The following is a 21,083-nucleotide window of genomic DNA, read 5'->3' on the forward strand; positions in this document are numbered from 1 at the left end:
GCTCCTCAGACGCCGGAGGGGCTGAGGGTGCGCAGCAGGGCTGCGAAGGCTGCGGGTGGTGCGGTGAGTATCGCTCCGGTGGGGTCGGCGCTTTCGGTTAGTTGGATCGCCGGTCCGGTGGGGTTTGTGGTTGCGGCGACGTGTACGCAGGAGTCGCCCTGGCCGCAGTACGAGGACTTCTGCCAGGCGGGGGCGGCGCGGATCCAGTCGAGGTTCGGGGGGATCTTGGGGGGCGGGGTTTTGGTCATGGTGGAGGTCCTTCGTGGGATTTCTGTGCGGTGGGGTGGGGGACTGGGGGCTCCGCCCCCCAGGCCCCCGCTCCTCAGACGCCGGAGGGGCTGAGGGTGCGCAGCAGGGCTGCGAAGGCTGCGGGTGGTGCGGTGAGTATCGCTCCGGTGGGGTCGGCGCTTTCTGTTAGTTGGATCGCCGGTCCGGTGGGGCTTGCGGTTGCGGCGAGGTGTACGCAGGCGTCACCTTCCTGGCAGTAGGACGACTTCTGCCAGCTGGGCGTGGGCATGTGAGTTCCTTTCACAGGTCATGCGTCAGGTTGCTGATGAGGTCTCGTGATTTCGCGGGGGCGAGGGTCAGGGCCTCGACTCGGTCCAGGAGTACGCGGTACATCTCCAACTGGGCCTCGGCGTCCAGGAACGCCGGGCCGTGCGACTGGTCGAGGTGCACGGTGTCCAGTTGGGGGACGGGGCCGCTGGAGTAGAAGAGCGACTGGCCGGACCCCGGGAAGGACCCGGCGGCGAACGGGAGGACCCTGAGCGTGATGTGATCCCGCTCGCTCATGTCCAGGAGGTGCCGCAACTGCCCCTTGGTGACGTCCGGGCCGCCGAACTGCATCCGCAGAGCGGCCTCGTGGATGAGTGCCAGGTAGGGGGTCGGGGAGTCGCCGTAGAGGACGGCTTGCCTCTTGAGGCGGAACGACACCCGGTGCTCCACGTCGGGCGGCGGGAACTCGGGGACGACCTGCCGGATCAGTTCTCGTGCGTGGTCGGCGGTCTGGAGCAACCCGGGGATGTGCACGGTGATGGCGGTGCGCAGACGCGTGGCGTGGTGCTCGACCTCGGCGAGGTTCAGCAGTCCGGCAGGCAGGATCTCGCGGTACTCCTCCCACCAACCGCGCTTGCGCTCACCGGTCATGTCGGCGATGGCCTCGATGAGGGCCTTGTCCGAGCATTGGTAGTGGCAGGCCAGGGTCCGTACCCGTTCGGCGCTCACTCCGACTCGGCCGGTTTCCATGTTGCTGACCTGGGCCTGTCTCATCCCCATCAGCTGAGCCGCTGCCGTTGACGTCAGACCCGCGCGCTCACGCAGCTTGCGCAGCTCGGCGCCGAGCCGGAGTTGACGACCCGTCGGGTTGTTTCTCACGGCCATGCCTGCTGCTCCTGTGCTGTCACGTCACCCACACGGGTGGTTGCATTTAGCCTCACCCGGAATCGGGTGAAGAATATATCCGGCAGCGCTACTTTTGGTTGGGCGCCCCACCCCGGAAGCACCCCGCTCGACGGAGCGACAACGTCACCGGGCACACGCACGGTCCCGACAACTCCCCACCGCGAACGGAGACTTCCATGCCGCCCACAACCGTATCCCCGCCCTGGAGCTACACCCTCCAACTCCCGCACGACCCCCGCGCCCCCGGCATCGCCCGCGTCACCCTCCGCGCCGTCCTCGCCACGTACGGCCTCGCCGAACTCGTACCCACCGCGGAGCTCCTCGCCGCCGAGATGCTCAACAACGCCCACTGTCATACCGACGGCCCTTACGCCCTCCGCCTGCGCCACACCTCCCCGAAGGGCATCCGCGTCGCCGTGTGGGATTCCGACCCGCAGATCCCGCCCGGATTCGGGCGACCCGGCATCCCGCCCGCCCCGCCGGCGGACGCCGAGAGTGGACGCGGGCTGCATCTCGTCCAGGCGTGCGCCGACTCCTGGGGTGCTTATCCCCTCCGCGCCGCGCGGGACGGCAAACTGCTCTGGGCGGAGCTTGGCGGTGGTCCCCCGAAGGTACGGGTGCCGCATCTAGACTGACGAGCGGCGGACTCCCGGGCGGTGAGGGGTGGTTGACGGTGCGTAAGGCGTGGCTGGTCGCGGCCGTCGGCATCGGTGGGGCGATGAGCTTCATCGCCCTGCTCGTCGTGGGGACGTACATGGCGGCGGGAAGCATCGCGGGTGGTGCCGGGCAGGGGAACGTGGGCCTCGCGAAGGGCGCCGTGCCCGCCACCTATCAGCCCCTCGTGCAGAAGTGGGGCAACCTCTGCAAGGCGATCAACCCCGCCCTGCTCGCCGCTCAGCTGTATCAGGAGAGCGGGTTCAACCCGAAGGCGCAGAGCCCGGCCGCCGCCCAGGGGATAGCGCAATTCATCCCGGGAACCTGGGCCACGCACGGGCTCGACGGTGACGGTGACGGCGATCGTGATGTGTGGGACCCGCAGGACGCCATCCCGTCCGCCGCTTCGTACGACTGCAAACTCGCCGGCTATGTGAAAGACGCCCCAGGAGACCCGACGAAGAACATGCTCGCCGCGTACAACGCGGGCGCGTACGCCGTCATCAAGTACGGCGGCGTACCCCCGTACCGCGAGACCCAGAATTACGTGAAGACCATCACGGACCTGGAGAAGAGCTTCGCCCGGCCCACCGGCAGGGTGCAGCCGTCGCAGCAGGCGGCCGGAGCCATCTACTACGCGCAGAAGAAGCTCGGCACGCTGTATCTGTGGGGCGGAAACGGAACTGCCGAACAGAACGGCAGGTTCGACTGTTCCGGCCTTACGCTCGCCGCCTATCGCAGCGTGGACATCGATCTGCCACGTGTGGCGAACGACCAGTACAACGCGGGGCCACATCCGAAACGTGACGAACTGCTCCCGGGCGACCTGGTGTTCTTCTCGGACGACCTCACCAATTCCCGGGCCATCCGGCATGTCGGGATCTATGTGGGCGGGGGCTACATGATCAACGCCCCGCGGCCCGGCGCGGTGATCCGCTTCGATCCGATCGATACGCCGGATTATTTTGGCGCGACTCGCGTCACCGAGGACGGCGCGAACGCCGTGCCGGACAAGCTGTCCAAGGCCTGAGGGGTTTCGAGAAGGGCCCCTTTTCGGAGGGGTGCGCGGCGCGTGATGTGGCTTGAACTCTCCGTCAGTACACTTCTCTGAGCTGCGGTGATGAGTCTCTCTTCGGTAACGTCTGCGTGATCATTCGGTGGAGAGTGGAACGTAGTGGAGGGGGCCACGCGTTCCCTGGACTGTAGCCACGGGGGTTGACGGAAGGACGCACGGCAAGGTGCGTCCGAGGCGAGGAGACAAGGGGCCGCAGCACCATGGCTGGACTCGACACCACAGGGTCGAACCCCGACGTCAGCCTGCTCTACGACATCAATGGCCTTGCCGAGGATTCACCGGCCTGGCTGGCGAAGTCGATCGCATTCGTCGGTGAGTACGGACTGCTGCTCGCGCTTGTTCTGCTGGTCGTCTGGTGCTGGTGGGGGCAGCGAAAGCGCGGGACGCTGGATGACGCCGCTTCCTCTGTCGCCGCTGTTGTCTGGGCGCCCTTGGCGGCCGGGATCGCCGTCCTGGTGAATGTGCCGATCCGGGGATTCGTCGAACGGCGCCGGCCTTTCAAGGACCACGACGGCCTTGAGCTCCTCGTGCACGGAAAGACCGACTTCTCCTTCGTGAGTGATCACGCGACACTCGCGATGGCTCTCGGCGTCGGGCTTTTCGTGGCCAACCGGAAGTTCGGACTTGTCGGCATCGCCCTCGCTTTGACCGAAGGCTTCTGCCGGGTCTTCATGGGCGTGCACTATCCGACGGACGTCGTCGGCGGATTCGCGCTCGGAACGGCTGTCGCGCTGCTGCTCTCACCGCCGGCGATGGCCCTGCTCACGCCTGTGATCAAGGCCGTCGGGCGGACGGGGCGGGGTGCTCGGCTGGTGTGGGCGATGCCCCGGGACGAGGCTGTGGCCGAGCTCCCTCGGCGGACGGCCTCCGAGCCCGAGCCGGATGAGCGGGGTCTCGCGGCGTAGCCGTCGGCTCTTCGCCCTCGCGGCGGCGCTTCAGGAGCCACCAGCCGGTGCCGGCCGCCGCCACGGTCACTCCCGCGGAGATGGCGGTGAGCGGGCCGGCGGTCGAGTGCTGGGCTTCCGCCGTGGCGGCGTGGGCCGCCGGGGCCGTCAGGGCGAGCAGGGCGGCCGTGGACGCTGCGGCTGTGGCTATTCGCGGGTTCATATCCCCAGAGCAGCCCCGTCCCGGGAAGTGGGCCACCTGAGGGCGTGTCGGATGGGCCGTTCGGGTTATGGGAACGGCCGTGCCGGGGGGACTTCGCTCCTTCGCCGGACGCCGGACGGCGTCACAACGCCTGCGGGAAGTCGAAGAACCGCTTCGGGTCGTACTGCTTCTTCAGCGTCTTCAGACGCGGTGCCGCCGAACCGTAGTAAGCCTCGCGCCAGTTGGTCAGCGTAGGGTCCGCGTAGTTCTGGTACGCCGCCCCGGACGCGTACCGGGCCATCGCCCCATGAGCCGTTTTCAGCCATGCCCGGGCCGGTTTGCCGGACGTGGCCGGGCGCCATGCCGCGATGTACTGCGCCAGCATCCGGGAGCGGCGGTGCACGAAGGCCGTGGCCGTCGGGTCGACCCGGTTGATCGCGCCGCCGAGGGCGGTCAGCGCGATGCTGCCCGCGCTCGCGCCCGTCACGTTCTCCACCTGGCTGAGGAGTGTGCGGATTCCCGCCGCCGACAGCGAACGGTCGAAGAAGTCCGAACTCGCCGCGTACGTCTCGCGGTTCAGGGCGCCCTGCGGACTCCGTCCCGGTGTCGCGCCGGGCAGGTGGCACTGGGCGTCCGCCGGAAACGACGAGCAGCCCGCGTACACCTCCATCGCCTCCTCGTACGAGCGCCGCTTCAGCGAGACACTCCGGGCCGGGGCGCCGATCTTGTCGGCCAGGCGGTCCACCGCGTTCTGGAGTTCGCCGTACGTGCCCAGGGAGAAGCACGCGACCGACACCGTGGGCGTGCCGCCCGGCGTGTTCGCCAGGTGCGCCGACGACCAGATCTCGTCCGGCTGGCCGGGCCCCCACTCCTGCCACGCCTTGATGACCGCGGCCGCCTTCGACCAGGGCCAGCTCATGTACGCCGAGACGCCCTGCGGAGCCGCGTGCGTGCGGAACCGGAGCTCCGTCACCACGCCGAAGTTGCCGTTCCCCGCGCCCCGCAGCGCCCAGAACAGGTCCTTGTTCTCGCTCCCGCTCGCCGTCAGCTGCTTGCCGTCCGCCGTGATCAGCGTCGCCGACGTCAGGCTGTCGCAGGTCAGGCCGTACGCCCGCGACACCACCCCGTGGCCGCCGCCGAGCGTCAGGCCGGAGACACCGACGGTCGGGCAGGAACCCGCCGGGATCGTCACGCCCTTCGCGGCCAGCGTGCGGTAGACGTCGATGAGCTTCGCGCCCGCGCCGACCGTCGCCGTCGAACCACTGGCCCGCACCGTGTTCAGCTTCGACACGTCGACGATCAGGCGTCCCGTGCCGGACGACCAACCGCCGTAGGAGTGGCCGCCGTTGCGGATGGAGACCGGGACGTCGTGCGCGCGGGCGTAGGCCAGGGTCGTGCGTATGTCGTCCTGGTTCGCCACGTACGCGACCGCCGTCGGCCGCAGGCTGTCGTAGCGCGTGTTGTAGAGCTGCCGGGCCGCCGCCCACTTCGCCTCGCCGGGCTTGACCAGGGTGCCGTCCAGGTCCTTGGCGAGGGCGGTGAGGTTCGCCGCCGCCGTCGCCGCGGCGCTCGACGTGCGAATGGGGGTGCTGGAACGGGGGCCGCTCGCACCGCGCGACGTCGCGCCCCCGCTGCCGCTGCCGCCGGCGCCTCCGCCGGAACCGGTGCAGCCCGCCGCCGCGAAGGCCACCGTCGCCGCCGCCGTCGCGCTGATGAACGTACGCCGTTCCATGTCGCCCCTCCCGTTGCTTCCCGGAGTACGAGACGGAGTACGGGACCCACGGGTTCCGCCGAGCGGAAGGGCGAGTCGGGCGCGGCGCGCGGGGGCCTACCGGTCCGACATGTGGGACTCCGCGTCCGTCCGGGCCTTGCTGCGCGCTCTGCGGGCCGGGCCGCGCCAGCCGCAACTGCACCTGGCAGTGCAGAAGCGGCCCTGCTCGACCGTTGTCGTGCGGTGGGGTTCGTCCTGTTGCTCCTCGGCCACGGCCCCACCGTACCCACGCCGGGTTGACTCCCTTACGCGTGACCGGGTCAACGTGCCTGTCGTTACACGGAACGACAGGGGGCTACAGCACCTCGCGGGAAGGCTTGGGGGTAGTCGGGCCATGGGTCAGCAGCACAGGCGCACAGGCGGAGCGGCCGTCGCGGCCGCGGCGGTGGGTCTCATGGCCGTCGCCACGGGCTGTTCGGGCGGCGGAGCCGCCGCCGACGACGGGCGCGCCGCCTCCCGGAACGCCGTCGACGCGGTGCGGGACTCCGCCGACGCCCTTGTCCGCGCGCGGAGTTCCAAGGCGCGTACGTCCATGGAGATGGCCAGCGGCGGGACCCGTGTGACCATCCGCGGGCAGGGCTCGTACGACTTCAGGCGGCAGGTGGGGCGGTTCGTGGTGGTGCTGCCGAAGGACCCCGCGGGGGCCGAGGAGCACCGGCCCATCACCGAGCTGATGGCGAGCGGCGCGCTCTACATGAAGAACCGGGGGGCCGGCGTGCCCGCCGACAAGTGGGTGCGGATCGACACGGCGTCGCTCTCGGACGGCAACCTGGTCACGGGCGGTGCCACCGATCCGCTCGCCGCGGCCGAGCTGCTGCGGGGCGTGCGCAAGGTGTCGTACGTCGGCGAGACGGCGGTGGCGGGCGTGAAGGTGCGGCACTACCGCGGGACGGCGAACCTGCCGGACGCCGCGAAGGCCGCGTCCGAGGGGCAGCGCCGGGCCCTTGGCGCGGCGGCGAAAGGGTTCAGCAAGGACGGGGTGCCGTTCGAGGCGTACCTCGACGAGCAGGGGCGGCTGCGGAAGCTGCGGCAGCACTTCAGTGTCGCGAACGCGGAGGTGGCTTCGACCACCCTGCTGTTCGACTTCGGGGTGCCGGTGGACGTGCGGCTTCCGGCGAGCGAGGACATCTTCGCGGGGAAGATCGCCGAGAAGTAGGGTGCACGGCTAGTCGCGCCCGGGGGTGTGGAAATGGTCCGTCCGTGCCATGCGCGGTGTGTAGGCCGATCCCTACTCTAGGAAGTCGGTACCGGCAGGAAGCAAGGTCAGGAAGAGGTGATGAACGTGGCTCTGGTGCGCGGTACGACTGTTCAGGACCACGTTGCCCTCGCCGAGATCGAGCTGTGCGGCGAACTCATCATCGCGGCGTCCGCCGCCGAGGATCGGTTGAGTGCCGACCGCATTGACGAGGTCCTGAACGTCTCCATCGAAGTGGAGCACTTGGGCAACAGCCGGGATTAGTCCCGGACCCCGGTTTCCCGGGGTGTGGAGCGCGGCCCAGCCCCTGCCGCGTCCCCTCGGCCAAAAAACGCGGGGCCTCGCCGCCGCAGGTGCCACGCCGGGCCTCGCAGCCTCAGGTGCGCATCATGCGGGCGATGGCCTTGGTGGCCTCCTCGACCTTCGCGTCGATCTCGTCCCCGCCCTTGACCGCCGCGTCCGCCACGCAGTGCCGCAGGTGCTCCTCCAGGAGCTGGAGGGCGAAGGACTGCAGGGCCTTCGTGCCGGCCGAGACCTGGGTGAGTATGTCGATGCAGTAGGTGTCTTCCTCGACCATCCGCTGCAGGCCCCGGACCTGGCCCTCGATGCGTCGCAGCCGCTTGAGGTGCTCGTCCTTCTGCTTGTGGTAGCCGTGGACACCCTGGTCGTGGCCGCCGGGCTCGGAGGGCGCTTCGGTGTTCATGGCCACACCGGCCGGCTCGGTGGTCGTCATCGCGTCCTCCTGCTTGGACAGTCACTCTGCTGGGCAGACATACAAGAGCCGCTGGCTCTACTGGCTCCAGATACCCCTGGCGGGTATAGGATACTCGATTGCTCGGGGGGTGTGCTGATCACTGTGCCTGATGGGCGACACTGGGGTCTGGCCGGTTAGCCGTGGCCGGATGATGCGCCTAGCATCAGCCTGACCGAATCCAGAGCACCCCGAGGACCCCACGTGCGCTTTCGTCTGACCCCCAGGGAGACGAGCTTCTACGACATGTTCGCCGCGTCCGCGGACAACATTGTCACGGGCTCGAAGCTCCTGATGGAACTGCTCGGGGCTGACGCCTCCGCCCGAGCCGAGATCGCAGAGCGTATGCGGGCCGCGGAGCACGCTGGAGATGACGCCACCCATGCGATCTTCCACCAGCTGAACTCCTCCTTCATCACGCCGTTCGACCGCGAGGACATCTACAAGCTGGCCTCGTCCCTCGACGACATCATGGACTTCATGGAGGAGGCCGTCGACCTGGTCGTCCTTTACCAGGTCGAGGAACTCCCCAAGGGAGTCGAGCAGCAGATCGAGGTCCTTTCGCGGGCCGCCGAGCTCACGGCCGAGGCGATGCCGAATCTGCGGACGATGTCGAACCTCACCGAGTACTGGATCGAGGTCAACCGTCTGGAGAACCAGGCCGACCAGATCCACCGGAAGCTGCTCGCCCAGCTCTTCAACGGCAAGTACGACGCCATAGAGGTGCTGAAGCTGAAGCAGATCGTCGACGTGCTCGAAGAGGCGGCCGACGCGTTCGAGCACGTCGCGAACACGGTGGAGACCATTGCGGTCAAGGAGTCCTGAGGCCTCTCCATGGACACCTTTGCTTTGGTCGTGACCATTGGCGTCGCGCTCGGATTTACGTATACGAATGGCTTTCACGACTCTGCGAATGCCATCGCCACTTCCGTCTCCACGCGTGCGCTGACGCCTCGCGCGGCGCTCGCGATGGCCGCCGTCATGAACCTCGCCGGTGCCTTCATGGGCAGCGGGGTCGCCAAGACGGTCAGCAAGGGCCTGATCGAGACGCCCGAGGGCAACAAGGGCATGTGGATCCTCTTTGCCGCCCTGGTGGGCGCCATCGTATGGAACCTCATCACCTGGTACTTCGGGCTGCCTTCCTCCTCGTCCCACGCCCTTTTCGGTGGAATGGTCGGAGCCGCGCTCGCCGGTGGTATCGGGGTGATCTGGTCCGGAGTGCTCGACAAGGTCGTCATTCCGATGTTCATCTCGCCCTTTGTCGGTCTCGTCGCCGGTTATCTGGTGATGTGCGCGATCATGTGGATGTTCCGGAATTCCAATCCGCACAAGGTCAAGCGGGGATTCCGCATCGCGCAGACGGTGTCGGCGGCCGGAATGGCGCTCGGACACGGTCTGCAGGACGCGCAGAAGACCATGGGCATCGTGGTGATGGCCCTGGTCATCTCCGATGTGCAGAGCGCCGACGCGCCCATTCCGATCTGGGTGAAGGTCGCCTGTGCGCTGATGCTCTCGGCCGGTACGTACGCGGGTGGCTGGCGCATCATGCGGACCCTCGGGCGCAAGATCATCGAATTGGACCCGCCGCAGGGATTCGCCGCCGAGACCACCGGCGCGGGCATCATGTTCACCACCGCGTTCATGTTCCACGCGCCGATCTCCACCACGCACGTCATCACTTCCGCGATCATGGGTGTGGGCGCGACCAAGCGCGTCAAGGCTGTGCGCTGGGGTGTCGCCAAGAACATCATCCTGGGCTGGTTCATCACGATGCCCGCGGCAGCGCTCGTCGCCGCCGTCAGTTTCTGGATCGTGAATCTCGCGTTCTTGTAGCAACGCGGTAGAGCGAGACGAGGAAAGGCCCGCCCCCCGGGAGCCAGGGGGCGGGCCTTTCTTGTTGCCCCTGCGGTGGCACCGCCATGCAGCACCGCGGGGAGTAAAGGTCGGGCCGGGATTTATCCGAAGCGGCCCGAGATGTAGTCCTCGGTCGCCTGCACGGACGGGTTGGAGAAGATCCGCGCCGTCTCGTCGATCTCGACGAGCTTGCCGGGCTGGCCGACCGCCGCGAGGTTGAAGAAGGCCGTACGGTCCGAGACGCGGGCCGCCTGCTGCATGTTGTGCGTCACGATGACGATCGTGAAGCGCTCCTTCAGCTCGCCGATCAGGTCCTCGATCGCGAGCGTCGAGATCGGGTCCAGGGCCGAGCAGGGCTCGTCCATCAGCAGAACCTGGGGCTCCACCGCGATCGCCCGCGCGATGCACAGACGCTGCTGCTGACCGCCGGAGAGGCCGGAGCCGGGCTTGTTCAGGCGGTCCTTGACCTCGTTCCAGAGGTTGGCGCCCTTGAGGGACTTCTCGACGATGGCGTTCAGCTCGCTCTTCTTGTACGAGCCGTTGAGCCGCAGGCCCGCCGCCACGTTGTCGAAGATCGACATGGTGGGGAACGGGTTGGGGCGCTGGAACACCATGCCGATGGTGCGGCGCACGGCGACCGGGTCGACACCGGGACCGTAGAGGTCCTCGTCGTCCAGGAGCACCTTGCCCTCGACGCGGCCACCGGTGGTGACCTCGTGCATGCGGTTGAGGGTGCGCAGGAAGGTGGACTTGCCGCAGCCGGAGGGGCCGATGAAGGCCGTCACGGAGCGGGGCTCCACGGTCATCGAGATGTCTTCGATGGCCTTGTGGGAGCTGTAGTAAGCGGTCAGGCCCGATACGTCGATTCGCTTGGCCATGGGGATCACTGCCTTAAGGGGGGTACGTACGAGAGGGTCGCTGAGTGGCCGCCTCAGCGGCCCGTCTTGGGGGCCTTCCAGCGGGCTACGCCGCGGGCCGCCAGGTTGAGGATCATGATGAAGCCGATGAGGGCGAGCGCAGCGGCCCAGGCGCGGTCGTAACCTGCCTGGTTGCCGGCCCCGTACTGCTGGTAGATGTACAGCGGCAAGGAGGCCTGCGAGCCCTCGAACGGATTCGTGTTGATCATGGGGTTGACCCAGACCAGGAGAAGCACCGGCGCGGTCTCGCCCGCGATACGGGCGACCGCGAGCATGACGCCCGTGGTGATGCCGCCGATCGCGGTGGGCAGGACCACCTTCAGGATGGTCCGCCACTTCGGGATGCCGAGGGCGAGCGACGCCTCCCGCAGCTCGTTCGGGACGAGCTTGAGCATCTCCTCGGTGGAGCGCACGATCACCGGCATCATCAGGATGGCGAGCGCCATGGCGCCGGCCCAGCCGGAGAAGTCGAAGCCCAGGATCAGGATCCAGAAGCTGAGGACGAACAGGCCCGCGACGATCGACGGGATGCCGGTCATGACGTCCACGAAGAACGTGACGACCTTGGAGAGCTTCCCGCGTCCGTACTCGACGAGGTAGATCGCGGTGAGCAGGCCGATCGGCACGGCGATCGCGGAGGCCAGGAGCACCTGCTCCAGGGTGCCGATGATCGCGTGGTAGATGCCGCCGCCGGGCTCGTCGTCCGCGACCACGCCCATGGAGTGGGTCAGGAAGTAGCCGTTGAAGACGGTCGAGCCGCGCTCGACGGTCTCGTAGACCAGCGAGGCCAGCGGGACGACGGCCAGCAGGAACATGACCCACACCAGCGAGGTGGCGAGGCGGTCCTTGGCCTGACGGCCGCCCTCGACCGCGACCGCGGCCGCGTACGAGACGACGATGAAGAGGACGGCGGCGATCAGACCCCACTGGATGCGGCTGTCGAGACCGGCCCCCACGCCGATGCCGATGCCGACGGCGGCGGAGCCGAGCGCGACGACCAGCGGTGTCCAGCGCGGGAGGCGGGCGCCCCGCAGACTCGTGGGCTTGATGGCGGTGGTGCTCATGCGTTGGCCCCCGAGTACTCCTTGCGGCGCGCGATGATCATGCGGGCCGCGCCGTTGACCAGCAGGGTGATGACGAAGAGGACGAGGCCGGAGGCGATGAGCGCGTCACGGCCGTACTCGCTGGCTTCGTTGAACTTGCTGGCGATGTTCTGCGCGAAGGTGCCGCCGCCGGGGTCGAGCACGGACGCGCTGATGAGGAAGGTCGGGGAGAGGACGGTGGCGACGGCGATCGTCTCGCCGAGCGCGCGGCCCAGGCCCAGCATCGAGGCGGAGATGACGCCCGAGCGTGCGAAGGGGAGCACCGAGATGCGGATGGTCTCCCAGCGCGTGGCGCCGAGCGCGAGCGCGGCCTCCTCGTGCATCTTCGGGACCTGGAGGAAGACCTCACGGCTGACGTTCGTGATGATCGGCAGGATCATGATGGCGAGCAGGATGCCGACCGTCATCAGGGAGCGCGGGGCGCCGCCCTGGTACTCGAAGATCCCGGTCCAGCCGAAGTAGTCGTCGAGCCAGCTGTAGAGGCCCGTCAGGTTGGGTGCGACCACGAGGGCGCCCCAGAGGCCGTAGACGATCGACGGCACGGCGGCGAGGAGGTCGATCACAAAGGCGATCGGGGTCGCCAGCTTGCGCGGCGCGTAGTGCGAGATGAACAGCGCGATGCCGATGGCCACGGGGACGGCGACCACCAGGGCGATCACCGAGCTCACCACGGTGCCGAAGACCAGGACCGCGATGCCGAAGAACGGCTTGCCGCCGGTGGTGGCGCCGGCCGGGTCCCACTCGAAGGTGGTGAGGAAGTTGCCCGTGTTGTCCGCGAGGGCCAGTGTCGCGCGGTAGGTCAGGAAGGCCGCGATGGCGGCCATGATCACCAGCAGCGTGATGCCGGAGCCGCGCGAGAGACCGAGGAAGATCCGGTCACCGGGGCGGGTCGCGCTGCGGCGGGGGCGCTTGGGCGTGATGCCCGAGGGCTGTACGTCGTTGAGGGGTGGAGGTGCTGTCGTACTGCTTGGTATATCCATGGGATTCTCCGGTCTGCGGAGCGTGACCACCGCTTCCTCAGCGGGAGTTGCTCCTGGCGGCGGTGCACCGGACGGTGCGGCCGGCCCTGAAAAGCGGGGCCGGCCGCACTCGGTTCAGCTAGCTCAGGCCCGCGACGGTCTTGCGGACCTTGGTGATGATCTCGGCCGGGATCGGCGCGTAGTCGTTCTCCTTGAGGACGTTCTGGCCGTCCTCGCTGGCGATGTAGGTCAGGAAGGACTTGGTCGCGGCGAGGGTCTCGGGCTTGTTGCCCTTCTCGCACAGGACCTCGTACGTCACCAGGGTGATCGGGTACGCGCCCTCGGCCTCGGGCTTGTAGTTCAGCTCCAGGGCGAGGTCGTTGCCCTTGCCGACGACCTTGGCCTCGGAGATGGCCTCGGAGGCGTTGTCGACGGTGGCCTTCACCGGCTCCTTGGCGTCGGTCTTCAGGTCGACCGTGTTGATGCCGTCGGAGGCGTAGGAGAGCTCGAAGTACGAGATGGCGCCGACGGTCTGCTTGACCTGGCCCGCGACACCGGAGGAGCCGTTGGCGGACTGGCCGCCCTTGGCCTCCCAGGACTTGCCGGGCTCGTACGACCAGGCGTCGGGAGCGGCGCCCTTGAGGTACTTGGTGAAGTTGTCCGTGGTGCCGGACTCGTCCGAGCGGTGGAACGCCTGGATCTTGGTGCCGGGGAGCTTGGCGTCCGGGTTCAGCTTCTGGATGGCCTTGTCGTCCCAGGTCTTGATCTTGTCGTCGAAGATCTTGGCGAGGGTCTCGGCGTCCAGGACGAGGTTGTCCACGCCGGGCACGTTGTAGCCGACGGCGATCGGGCCGCCGACCATCGGCAGGTCGATGGCCTGGCTGTTCTTGCAGACCTTCTTCGACGCCGCGATCTCCTCGGGCTTCAGCGCCGAGTCGGAGCCCGCGAAGGCGGTCTGGCCCTGCATGAACGCGGTGATGCCGGCGCCGGAACCCGTGGGGTTGTAGTTCAGCTGAACGTCCTTGCAGGCGGTCGAGTAGACCTTGCGCCAGGCGTCGATCGCGTTCTTCTGTGCGGACGAGCCGGAGGCCGCGAGCTGGCCCTTGGCGTCATCGCACTTGATGTTGGCGTTGGCGGCGGTCTCCTTGCCGCTGCCACCACTGCCGCCGCTCGTGTCGTCGGAGCCGCACGCCGTGAGGGCCAGGGCGCCGGAGACGGCGATGGCGCCGAGCGAGAGGGCGCGGAGCCGGTTCTTGCGCTGAAGCTTCACTTTCGGGTCTTCCTTCCGGGAGCCGCCGGCCCATTGGTGGCGGCGTGCGAGGTCTTCGTCGTGCGGTGCTGCGGTTCTGCGGTGATGCGGTTCTTGGTTCTGCGGTCTTACGTTGTGTTGTAAGGCTGAAATTAGGCAGGCCAGATGAAGCGGCCGATGGGCATGAGTGAACGGCGGGTGAACCTCGGCGGTCGGCCTGGTTAGGCAGGGTGCCACGGAACGTAGCGAAGTGGCTACGCAGCGTGGAGGAGGTTGAGCAGCGCGTCGACGAGTTGCTGGTCGCGGGGGTGTGTGAGGCGGTTGTGAGCCGCGGTCGGCGAGAGCCAGAGGATGCGGTCGACCTCGCTGTTGGGCGCGAAGTGGCCGCCCGTCGCCTCGGCCGCCCAGTAGTCGACCTCTTTGCGGCGGCCCTGGGCCAGATAGCGGACCGTGGGGAGCCGGGCGCCGGGGGAGCAGCGGTGGCCGGTCTCCTCCTCGACCTCCCGCAGGGCGCCGGCCAGGGGGGTCTCGGCTCGCTTCAGCTTGCCCTTGGGATGCGACCAATCGTCGTACTTCGGCCGGTGGACCAGGCATATCTCCAGGCGGCCGTCATGAGGGGAGTGGCGCCACAGGACGCAGCCCGCGGCGCGGACGACCTCGCCCTCGGGGCGCGTCACCGGGTACTCGCCGCCTCTGTCTCCCGGAGCCAGGCCTGGTGGAACGCGAAGCGGGCCGCTTCCACCTCGTGGCGCTGGTCGGCGTGCAGGACGCCGAGGGCGTACGCCGTCGCCGGGGCGATGCGAGGGGTGCGGGCGGCGGTCGCCGCTGCCGAAGCGGCGTCGGCGGCCTCGCGGTGGCGGTCAAGGGCGTCGCCCGCGTCCGCCAGGCGCAGGTCCTCGCCGGGGCCGCCGCTGAGCACTTCCTGGGCGTACCTGTGCAGGCGCAGGAGGGCGCGGGCCCTCAGCCAGGGGGCGTCCTGGGCCTCAGGGGCGGGGTCGGCGGAGAGGCCGTGCGTCAGCGCTTCCGCGTTGTACGGGTGGCCGGCCTGGCCCAGCGGGAGGGCGGCGACGGCGTCGGCGAGGTCTTCCCCGGCTTTCGCGGCCAGCGGCTTCAGGTCGTCGATGCCGCTGTTCCGGAGCGGGACCTCGCTTGCCAGTACGGCGACGTTGTCCGCCACCGCGTGGAAGCGGGAGGAGCCGAACGCCTGGAGGGCGGTGGAGTGGGCCCGCGTGCGGGCGAGGGTGAGCTGGCGCTCCAGGAGCGCCGCGGCCTTGGCCGCGCCCACCGTCAGGCCCCTGGGCGCACCGCCCTGTTCGTTCGCACCCGGCGGCGCACCCGGCGTCGCGGGCTGCGCCCACCCTCCGCCGCTCTCGGCCGCGCTCGACCGGGGGGACCCCCAGCGCCGTGCGGAACGCCTGCCCGCGGCCGGGACGGTGGCCACATCGGCGGGCGCCGGCACCCCCGGCGCCCCCGACAAGCGGTGCAAGGCGTCCAGCAGGCGCTCCAGGCGGGTCCCGTACGCGTGCTCCCGCGCCAACGTGCCCGAAAGCCACGCCAGTTCGGGACGCAGCCCCGCCGCCCACTCCTGGTCCAGGAGCGGGCGGAAGGTGTGCAGGGTGCCGCCGATGCGGCGCGCCGCGCGGCGCAGGGCGCGGGCCGCCTCCAGCGACTCCTCCGCCCCCTGCGCGTCCGTCGAGGACTCGCGGTGCAGCCGCAGCGAGCGCAGGAACTCCGTGGCCTGGTTCTGCAGATAGGCCGACAGGACATCGCCTGTCGTCGTCTCATGGTTTAGCTGTGCCACGCCGGCGCCTCCGGGCGTCTATGAGCATCTCCTGTACGTTCCGCAGGGGCTGGCCCTCCGAATCCAGCGCGTGCCGGGTCCAGTTGCCGTCCGCGCCCAGGTGCCAGGAGGCGGTGGTGTCCGACATGCCGGTCTCCAGGAGCCGGCTGAGCGCTGCCCGGTGTGCCGGGTCGGTGACCCTGACCAGCGCCTCGATACGTCGGTCGAGGTTGCGGTGCATCATGTCGGCGCTGCCGATCCACACCTCGGGCTCGCCCGCGTTGCCGAAGGCGAAGACGCGGGAGTGCTCCAGGAAGCGGCCGAGCACCGAACGCACCCGGATCGTCTCCGAGAGCCCCGTGACCCCCGGCCGCACCGCACAGATCCCGCGCACCCACACGTCCACCGGCACGCCTGCCTGCGACGCGCGGTAGAGGGAGTCCACGATCGCCTCGTCGACCATCGAGTTGACCTTGATGCGTACGTACGCGGGGCGGCCCGCGCGGTGGTGCTGGATCTCCTTGTCGATGCGCGCGATGAGCCCGTCGCGCAGGGACTTGGGGGCGACCAGGAGACGGCGGTAGGTCTCGCGGCGCGAGTACCCCGAGAGCCGGTTGAAGAGGTCGGACAGGTCCGCGCCGACCTCCTGCTTGGCGGTGAGCAGCCCCAGGTCCTCGTAGAGCCGGGCCGTCTTGGGGTGGTAGTTGCCCGTGCCCACGTGGGAGTAGCGGACCAGGGTCTCGCCCTCCTGGCGTACGACGAGCGACAGCTTGCAGTGCGTCTTCAGGCCGACCAGGCCGTAGACGACGTGGCAGCCCGCCTCCTCCAGCTTCCGCGCCCACTTGATGTTCGCCTGCTCGTCGAAGCGCGCCTTGATCTCGACCAGGACGAGCACCTGCTTGCCCGACTCGGCGGCGTCGATCAGGGCGTCGACTATGGGGGAGTCGCCCGAGGTCCGGTACAGCGTCTGCTTGATCGCCAGCACGTCCGGGTCGGCGGCCGCCTGCTCCAGGAAGGCCTGCACGGAGGTGGAGAACGAGTCGTACGGGTGGTGCAGGAGTACGTCGCGTTCGCGAAGGGCGGCGAAGATGTCCGGCGCGGACGCGGACTCCACCTCGGCGAGGTCACGGTGCGTGCCCGCGATGAACTTCGGGTACTTCAGCTCGGGCCGGTCCAGGGCCGCGATGCCGAAGAGCCCGGTCAGGTCGAGCGGACCCGGCAGCGGGTAGACCTCGGCCTCGCTGATCTTCAGCTCGCGCACGAGGAGGTCCAGGACGTTCCGGTCGATGGACTCCTCGACCTCCAGGCGTACCGGCGGCCCGAAGCGGCGCCGCATGAGCTCCTTCTCCAGGGCCTGGAGGAGATTCTCGGCGTCGTCCTCCTCCACCTCCAGGTCTTCGTTCCGGGTGAGCCGGAACATGTGGTGCTCCTGGATCTCCATGCCCGGGAACAGCTCCGCGAGGTGCGCGGGAGCCGCGATGACGTCCTCGATGGGGACGTACCGCTGGGGGGAGGCCTCGAGGAAGCGGGAGAGCAGCGGAGGCACCTTCACGCGGGCGAAGTGCGTGTGTCCCGACACCGGGTTGCGCACGACCACGGCGAGGTTGAGCGAGAGCCCCGAGATGTACGGGAAGGGGTGTGCCGGGTCGACCGCGAGGGGGGTCAGGACGGGGAAGATCTGCTGCCGGAAGAGGGTGAAGAGGCGGGACTGCTCCTTCTCGGTCAGCTCGTTCCAGCGGACCAGGTGGATGCCCTCGTCGGCGAGGCCGGAGGCGACGTCCTCCTGGTAGCAGGCGGCGTGCCGGGCCATGAGCTCGCGGGAGCGGTTCCAGATGAGCTCGAGGACCTCGCGGGGCTGCAGGCCTGAGGCCGAACGGGTGGCGACGCCGGTCGCGATGCGGCGCTTCAGTCCTGCCACCCGGACCATGAAGAACTCGTCCAGGTTCGAGGCGAAGATCGCCAGGAAGTTGGCCCGTTCGAGGAGCGGGGTGTTCGGGTCCTCGGCAAGCTCCAGGACGCGCTCGTTGAACGCGAGCCAGCTGCGCTCCCGGTCCAGGAAGCGGCCTTGCGGCAGCTCCTGGCCGTCGTGTCCCACCTGGCCGTCCTCGTCGTACGCGTCGAGATCCGCGTCGATGTCGGGGTCGAGGTCGGAGACCGCGGCCGACAGCGTGTGCGGGCGGTGCGCGGCGATGGAGCCTACGGAGGGCTGGGCGTGCTGGACCTGTCCTTGCGTGCTGGGCTGGCTCATGGCCCCATTCTTCCGCGCGGGGACCCCGATGGGCGCGTCGGAGAGTGCCGGGGCGATGACGAGCTTCCCGTTCATGGGGGGAGGGTCGGGCACGGCGGGCTGCATTGAGCGAGGGTCGCAAGCCAGTCTGAATCACTGGTTACGGCGACATGACGTGCGGGACATGTGCGGGAGTCCCCCGGACGTCTACACGTCCGGAGGGCCGTGCGCAACTCAGGCGGAGCGGCGGCGCAGCACGCGGAAGGCGGCGTACGCGGCCACGGCGGTGAGGGCGAGGACGATGCCGGTTTCGATGAACTGGACGTACCAGAAGTGGGAATGGGGGTGGACGTCGGCGTACCAGCCGGTGATCTTGGTGTCCGAGGGGCAGGGGAAGTGGTCCATCTGCCCCTGCGAACACTGCCCGGCGACGAAGCGTTCGCCGGCGGCGTTGTGGACCCCCGTGTCCATGATGAGGGAGTCCACGGGGACGTCGCGCATCGTGTAGCCCGTGATCGTGCCCGAGGCGGGCCCTGAGACCGTCTTCACCGGGAAGAGCTGCCACCGCACATTGCCCATGACCAGCAGTACGAGACCGGTGACGAGCCCCCCGGCGACCAGCGCCACCAGGGTGCGGCGTACGAGGAGACCGACGAGGGCGCCGACCATGATGCCGAGAAGGCAGTACGCGATGAGGGCCGGGCCGACGGACTCGTAGACCCCGCGGTCGGCCCAGCCCAGGTTCCACACGGCCCCGGTACCGGACCGGCCGAGCCAGAAGGCCGCCATCAGTGCGAGCCCGCCGGACACGCTCACCACGGCGAACACCGTCAGCTTCGACAGCAGCCAGCGCGCGGGTGAAACCGACTGGGTCCAGGCGAGCTTGTGGGTGCCCGACTCCATCTCGCGGGCGATGACCGGGCCCGCCACGAAGGCGCCGATCAGGACGGGGATCAGGAGCATCCCCTGGGAGTAGTGCTTCATGAACGTGTACAGCAGATCCCGGGCGCTGGTGAAGCCCAGGAACGTGTCGCAGGAGCCGTCGGAGGTGCAGGCGCCGGTGGGCTCGGGGAAGGCGTGGGTCGCCCACCGCAGATAGCCCGTCACCACGGCCGCGAGGACGACGATGCCGAGCCCCGTCCACAGCGCGCCACGGTGCAGCCGGACGTCCGCCCAGCGCTGACCGCGAAGGAGAGGGGAGCTCATACCGTCACCTCGCGCTCGGCGGGCGCCGTGCTCGGCGTCAGCAGCGCCGGAGCCTCCGGTGAGCGCAGATGGGCCAGCAACAGTTCCTCCAGGGAAGGTTCTTCGACGTCCCAGCCGTCGCCGACCGGGCGGCCCTCCGGGCGGATCAGCGCGGTCAGGCCGCGCCCCGTGGCGCGGGACTCGACGACGGTGTGCGGGGCGAGGTCCTCGACGGGGTGGCGCCCGGTGACCAGGGCGTGGGCGGAGACGAGGTCGTCGATGCCACCGCCGAGCCGGACCCGGCCGCCGGAGACCAGCAGCAAGTGGTCGCAGGACTCGGCGAGTTCGCCGACGATGTGCGAGGACATCACCACGGTGGTGCCGTGCTCGGCGGCCTCGGCCATCAGCGTCCCCATCAGCTGATGCCGGGCGAGCGGGTCGAGGTCGGCCATCGGCTCGTCCAGGAGCAGCAGTTCGGCCCGCTTGCCGAGCGCGAGGGCGAGCGCGACGCGGGTGCGCTGACCGCCGGAGAGCGTGCGCACGCGCGCCCCCGGGTCCAACCCCCCTTCCTGCACGACGCGTTCGGCGAGGTCCGCGTCCCAGCGCCCCGGGTTCAGCTCGGCGCCGAGCCGCAGGGTGTCGGCGATGCTGAGCTGCGGATAGAGGGGCTTGTCCTGGGCGACGTACGCGACCTTCGAGCGCGCGGCGGCAGGGTCGGTGCCGAGCACGGTGAGCGCGCCCTCGGAAGGCCGCATCAGCCCTGCCGCGAGGGCGAGCAGCGTCGACTTGCCCGCGCCGTTGGGCCCGACCACCGCGCAGATCCTGCCGGTGGGCAGCCGGAAGGAACAGTCACGCAGGGCGTGGCCCCGTCGCCCGTAACGCTTGGCGAGCGAGGCCGCCTCTATGGCGGTGTCGGTCATGCGGGGTCCCCCTTGGACGCGGTGGATGCGGATGCCTGCTCCGGCTCGGTGAACTGCTCGTCCAGCACGGCGCTGAACAGCGCCGCGACGTCGTCCCTCTCCAGACCCGAGGCGCGGGCCCGGGCCGCCCACCGGCTCAGCTCGCCCCGCAGCGGGGAGTCGGCGGGCGTCGAGCCCAGCGACTTCCGTACGAAGGTGCCGAGTCCGCGGCGGGCCTCGACCAGGCCCTCGCGTTCGAGTTCGCGGTAGGCCTTCAGGACCGTGTTCGGGTTGATGGCCGTGGCCTCGACGACCTCACGGGCCGTGGGCAGCTTGTCGCCCGGTTCCAGCAGGCCCAGGCGCAGGGCCTGTCGGGTCTGCTGGACGATCTGGAGATAGGTGGCGACGCCGCTGCGCCGGTCGATACGGAACTCGACCATGCCCTCGCACCACCCTTTCACTAATTGAGTAGTGAAAGGGTGGTGCAGGGAGCGGGTTTCGTCAAGGGGTGAGTGATCTTGTAGCGTCTGCCGCTCAGCATGTGATTTGACGTGAACACGCACGGAAGTCGGGGGACTTACCTTGTCCAATTCCCAGCGCCCCAGCGGCGCCTTCAGTCGCCAGTCACCCGTGATGAAGGTGGTGACGCTGCTCATCGCCGCGGTCATCGCCGGAGTCTGGTGGTACACGAGCCGGGGCAACTCCACCGGGCCCGACAGCGAGGCCGCCAAGGCGCCCGCGGTCGCCGAGGTCGGTGACTGCGTACAGAACAAGGGGTCCGACGGCAGTCCTGACATGGAGGTCATCGGCTGCTCCAGCTCCGAGGCCGACTACAAGGTCGCGAGCAAGTTCGAGAGCGAGTGCGAGCCGGGCCAGTCCCAGTATCAGGAGACCCGGCGCGGGCGGGTGCAGTTCGAGATGTGCCTGACGCCGGTGGAGCCGGCGAAGTAGCCGGGCACGCATGACGAAGGGCGCGG

Annotated in this window: 24 protein-coding genes; 8 read left to right on the plus strand and 16 right to left on the minus strand. The window is 69.2% G+C overall.

What is annotated here, in order from left to right:
• Nucleotides 1-5: 5 nt before the first annotated feature.
• The 3 genes from AB0I94_RS29660 to AB0I94_RS29670 form a co-directional block, all read right to left on the minus strand.
• Entirely contained in the window at nucleotides 6-248 is a 243-nt protein-coding gene (locus AB0I94_RS29660; RefSeq protein WP_363312766.1) for a DUF397 domain-containing protein, read from the minus strand.
• Between the two features lie 74 nt (nucleotides 249-322).
• Nucleotides 323-517 carry a DUF397 domain-containing protein gene (locus AB0I94_RS29665; protein WP_363312767.1) on the minus strand — a complete coding sequence of 65 codons (195 nt, stop codon included), beginning with the start codon at nucleotides 515-517 and terminating at the stop codon, nucleotides 323-325.
• 11 nt (nucleotides 518-528) lie between these two features.
• Nucleotides 529-1,380 carry a helix-turn-helix transcriptional regulator gene (locus AB0I94_RS29670; RefSeq protein ID WP_363312768.1) on the minus strand — a complete coding sequence of 284 codons (852 nt, stop codon included), beginning with the start codon at nucleotides 1,378-1,380 and terminating at the stop codon, nucleotides 529-531.
• A 197-nt stretch (nucleotides 1,381-1,577) separates the two neighbouring features.
• Here AB0I94_RS29670 and AB0I94_RS29675 point away from each other — a divergent pair, with 197 nt between their 5' ends.
• The 3 genes from AB0I94_RS29675 (at nucleotide 1,578) to AB0I94_RS29685 (ending at nucleotide 4,035) form a co-directional block, all read left to right on the plus strand.
• Nucleotides 1,578-2,036: an ATP-binding protein gene (locus AB0I94_RS29675; RefSeq protein ID WP_363312769.1), complete on the plus strand. Its 459-nt coding sequence runs from the start codon at nucleotides 1,578-1,580 to the stop codon at nucleotides 2,034-2,036.
• A 38-nt stretch (nucleotides 2,037-2,074) separates the two neighbouring features.
• Nucleotides 2,075-3,085, plus strand: coding sequence for a bifunctional lytic transglycosylase/C40 family peptidase (locus AB0I94_RS29680; protein WP_363312770.1), 1,011 nt, complete (start codon nucleotides 2,075-2,077; stop codon nucleotides 3,083-3,085).
• Between the two features lie 245 nt (nucleotides 3,086-3,330).
• Nucleotides 3,331-4,035 (plus strand): phosphatase PAP2 family protein, encoded by a 705-nt coding sequence (locus tag AB0I94_RS29685; protein ID WP_363312771.1) that lies wholly within the window; start codon nucleotides 3,331-3,333, stop codon nucleotides 4,033-4,035.
• A gap of 323 nt (nucleotides 4,036-4,358) precedes the next feature.
• On the opposite strand, the gene AB0I94_RS29690 is transcribed toward AB0I94_RS29685, so the two are convergent.
• Together AB0I94_RS29690 and AB0I94_RS29695 are read right to left on the minus strand one after the other, a co-directional pair.
• On the minus strand, nucleotides 4,359-5,948 hold the full coding sequence (locus AB0I94_RS29690; protein ID WP_363312772.1) for an FAD-binding oxidoreductase: 1,590 nt from the start codon (nucleotides 5,946-5,948) through the stop codon (nucleotides 4,359-4,361).
• A 96-nt stretch (nucleotides 5,949-6,044) separates the two neighbouring features.
• Entirely contained in the window at nucleotides 6,045-6,200 is a 156-nt protein-coding gene (locus AB0I94_RS29695) for a hypothetical protein (RefSeq protein WP_363312773.1), read from the minus strand.
• Between the two features lie 121 nt (nucleotides 6,201-6,321).
• Between AB0I94_RS29695 and AB0I94_RS29700 the strand changes: the two genes are divergently transcribed.
• Both AB0I94_RS29700 and AB0I94_RS29705 read left to right on the plus strand, forming a co-directional pair.
• Nucleotides 6,322-7,143 carry a hypothetical protein gene (locus AB0I94_RS29700; protein ID WP_363312774.1) on the plus strand — a complete coding sequence of 274 codons (822 nt, stop codon included), beginning with the start codon at nucleotides 6,322-6,324 and terminating at the stop codon, nucleotides 7,141-7,143.
• 120 nt (nucleotides 7,144-7,263) lie between these two features.
• Entirely contained in the window at nucleotides 7,264-7,446 is a 183-nt protein-coding gene (locus tag AB0I94_RS29705) for a hypothetical protein (RefSeq protein WP_363312775.1), read from the plus strand.
• A 112-nt stretch (nucleotides 7,447-7,558) separates the two neighbouring features.
• Here the strand turns inward: AB0I94_RS29705 and AB0I94_RS29710 are convergent, their stop codons facing one another.
• Nucleotides 7,559-7,915, minus strand: a complete 357-nt coding sequence (locus AB0I94_RS29710) for a metal-sensitive transcriptional regulator (RefSeq protein WP_363312776.1) — start codon at nucleotides 7,913-7,915, stop codon at nucleotides 7,559-7,561.
• Between the two features lie 222 nt (nucleotides 7,916-8,137).
• On the opposite strand from AB0I94_RS29710, the gene AB0I94_RS29715 reads away from it, so the two are divergent.
• Together AB0I94_RS29715 and AB0I94_RS29720 are read left to right on the plus strand one after the other, a co-directional pair.
• A complete protein-coding gene (locus tag AB0I94_RS29715) occupies nucleotides 8,138-8,758 on the plus strand; it encodes a DUF47 family protein (RefSeq protein ID WP_363312777.1) in 621 nt (206 codons plus the stop codon).
• A 9-nt stretch (nucleotides 8,759-8,767) separates the two neighbouring features.
• Nucleotides 8,768-9,766, plus strand: a complete 999-nt coding sequence (locus AB0I94_RS29720) for an inorganic phosphate transporter (protein WP_363312778.1) — start codon at nucleotides 8,768-8,770, stop codon at nucleotides 9,764-9,766.
• A gap of 122 nt (nucleotides 9,767-9,888) precedes the next feature.
• Here the strand turns inward: AB0I94_RS29720 and pstB are convergent, their stop codons facing one another.
• The 10 genes from pstB to AB0I94_RS29770 all read right to left on the minus strand — a co-directional run bounded on the left by pstB (nucleotide 9,889) and on the right by AB0I94_RS29770 (nucleotide 20,546).
• Entirely contained in the window at nucleotides 9,889-10,665 is a 777-nt protein-coding gene (gene pstB, locus AB0I94_RS29725) for a phosphate ABC transporter ATP-binding protein PstB (protein WP_363312779.1), read from the minus strand.
• Nucleotides 10,666-10,718: 53 nt separating this feature from the next.
• Nucleotides 10,719-11,768 carry a phosphate ABC transporter permease PstA gene (pstA, locus tag AB0I94_RS29730; protein ID WP_363312780.1) on the minus strand — a complete coding sequence of 350 codons (1,050 nt, stop codon included), beginning with the start codon at nucleotides 11,766-11,768 and terminating at the stop codon, nucleotides 10,719-10,721.
• Nucleotides 11,765-12,787, minus strand: a complete 1,023-nt coding sequence (pstC, locus tag AB0I94_RS29735) for a phosphate ABC transporter permease subunit PstC (protein ID WP_363312781.1) — start codon at nucleotides 12,785-12,787, stop codon at nucleotides 11,765-11,767. Before pstC ends, pstA begins: the two co-directional genes overlap by 4 nt.
• Nucleotides 12,788-12,905: 118 nt before the next feature.
• Nucleotides 12,906-14,036 (minus strand): phosphate ABC transporter substrate-binding protein PstS, encoded by a 1,131-nt coding sequence (gene pstS, locus AB0I94_RS29740; protein ID WP_363312782.1) that lies wholly within the window; start codon nucleotides 14,034-14,036, stop codon nucleotides 12,906-12,908.
• A gap of 233 nt (nucleotides 14,037-14,269) precedes the next feature.
• Complete coding sequence (locus AB0I94_RS29745; protein WP_363312783.1) at nucleotides 14,270-14,692, minus strand: NUDIX hydrolase; 423 nt, start codon at nucleotides 14,690-14,692, stop codon at nucleotides 14,270-14,272.
• Nucleotides 14,689-15,816: a CHAD domain-containing protein gene (locus AB0I94_RS29750; protein ID WP_363312784.1), complete on the minus strand. Its 1,128-nt coding sequence runs from the start codon at nucleotides 15,814-15,816 to the stop codon at nucleotides 14,689-14,691. Before AB0I94_RS29750 ends, AB0I94_RS29745 begins: the two co-directional genes overlap by 4 nt.
• Entirely contained in the window at nucleotides 15,797-18,043 is a 2,247-nt protein-coding gene (locus AB0I94_RS29755; RefSeq protein ID WP_363312785.1) for an RNA degradosome polyphosphate kinase, read from the minus strand. Before AB0I94_RS29755 ends, AB0I94_RS29750 begins: the two co-directional genes overlap by 20 nt.
• 213 nt (nucleotides 18,044-18,256) lie before the next feature.
• Nucleotides 18,257-19,228, minus strand: coding sequence for an ABC transporter permease (locus tag AB0I94_RS29760; protein WP_363312786.1), 972 nt, complete (start codon nucleotides 19,226-19,228; stop codon nucleotides 18,257-18,259).
• Nucleotides 19,225-20,127: an ABC transporter ATP-binding protein gene (locus tag AB0I94_RS29765; protein ID WP_363312787.1), complete on the minus strand. Its 903-nt coding sequence runs from the start codon at nucleotides 20,125-20,127 to the stop codon at nucleotides 19,225-19,227. Before AB0I94_RS29765 ends, AB0I94_RS29760 begins: the two co-directional genes overlap by 4 nt.
• Nucleotides 20,124-20,546 (minus strand): GntR family transcriptional regulator, encoded by a 423-nt coding sequence (locus tag AB0I94_RS29770; protein WP_363312788.1) that lies wholly within the window; start codon nucleotides 20,544-20,546, stop codon nucleotides 20,124-20,126. Before AB0I94_RS29770 ends, AB0I94_RS29765 begins: the two co-directional genes overlap by 4 nt.
• A gap of 142 nt (nucleotides 20,547-20,688) precedes the next feature.
• Between AB0I94_RS29770 and AB0I94_RS29775 the strand changes: the two genes are divergently transcribed.
• A complete protein-coding gene (locus AB0I94_RS29775) occupies nucleotides 20,689-21,057 on the plus strand; it encodes a hypothetical protein (RefSeq protein WP_363312789.1) in 369 nt (122 codons plus the stop codon).
• Nucleotides 21,058-21,083: the final 26 nt, after the last annotated feature.

This window comes from Streptomyces sp. NPDC050147 (genome assembly GCF_040660195.1).
GTDB lineage: Bacteria > Actinomycetota > Actinomycetes > Streptomycetales > Streptomycetaceae > Streptomyces.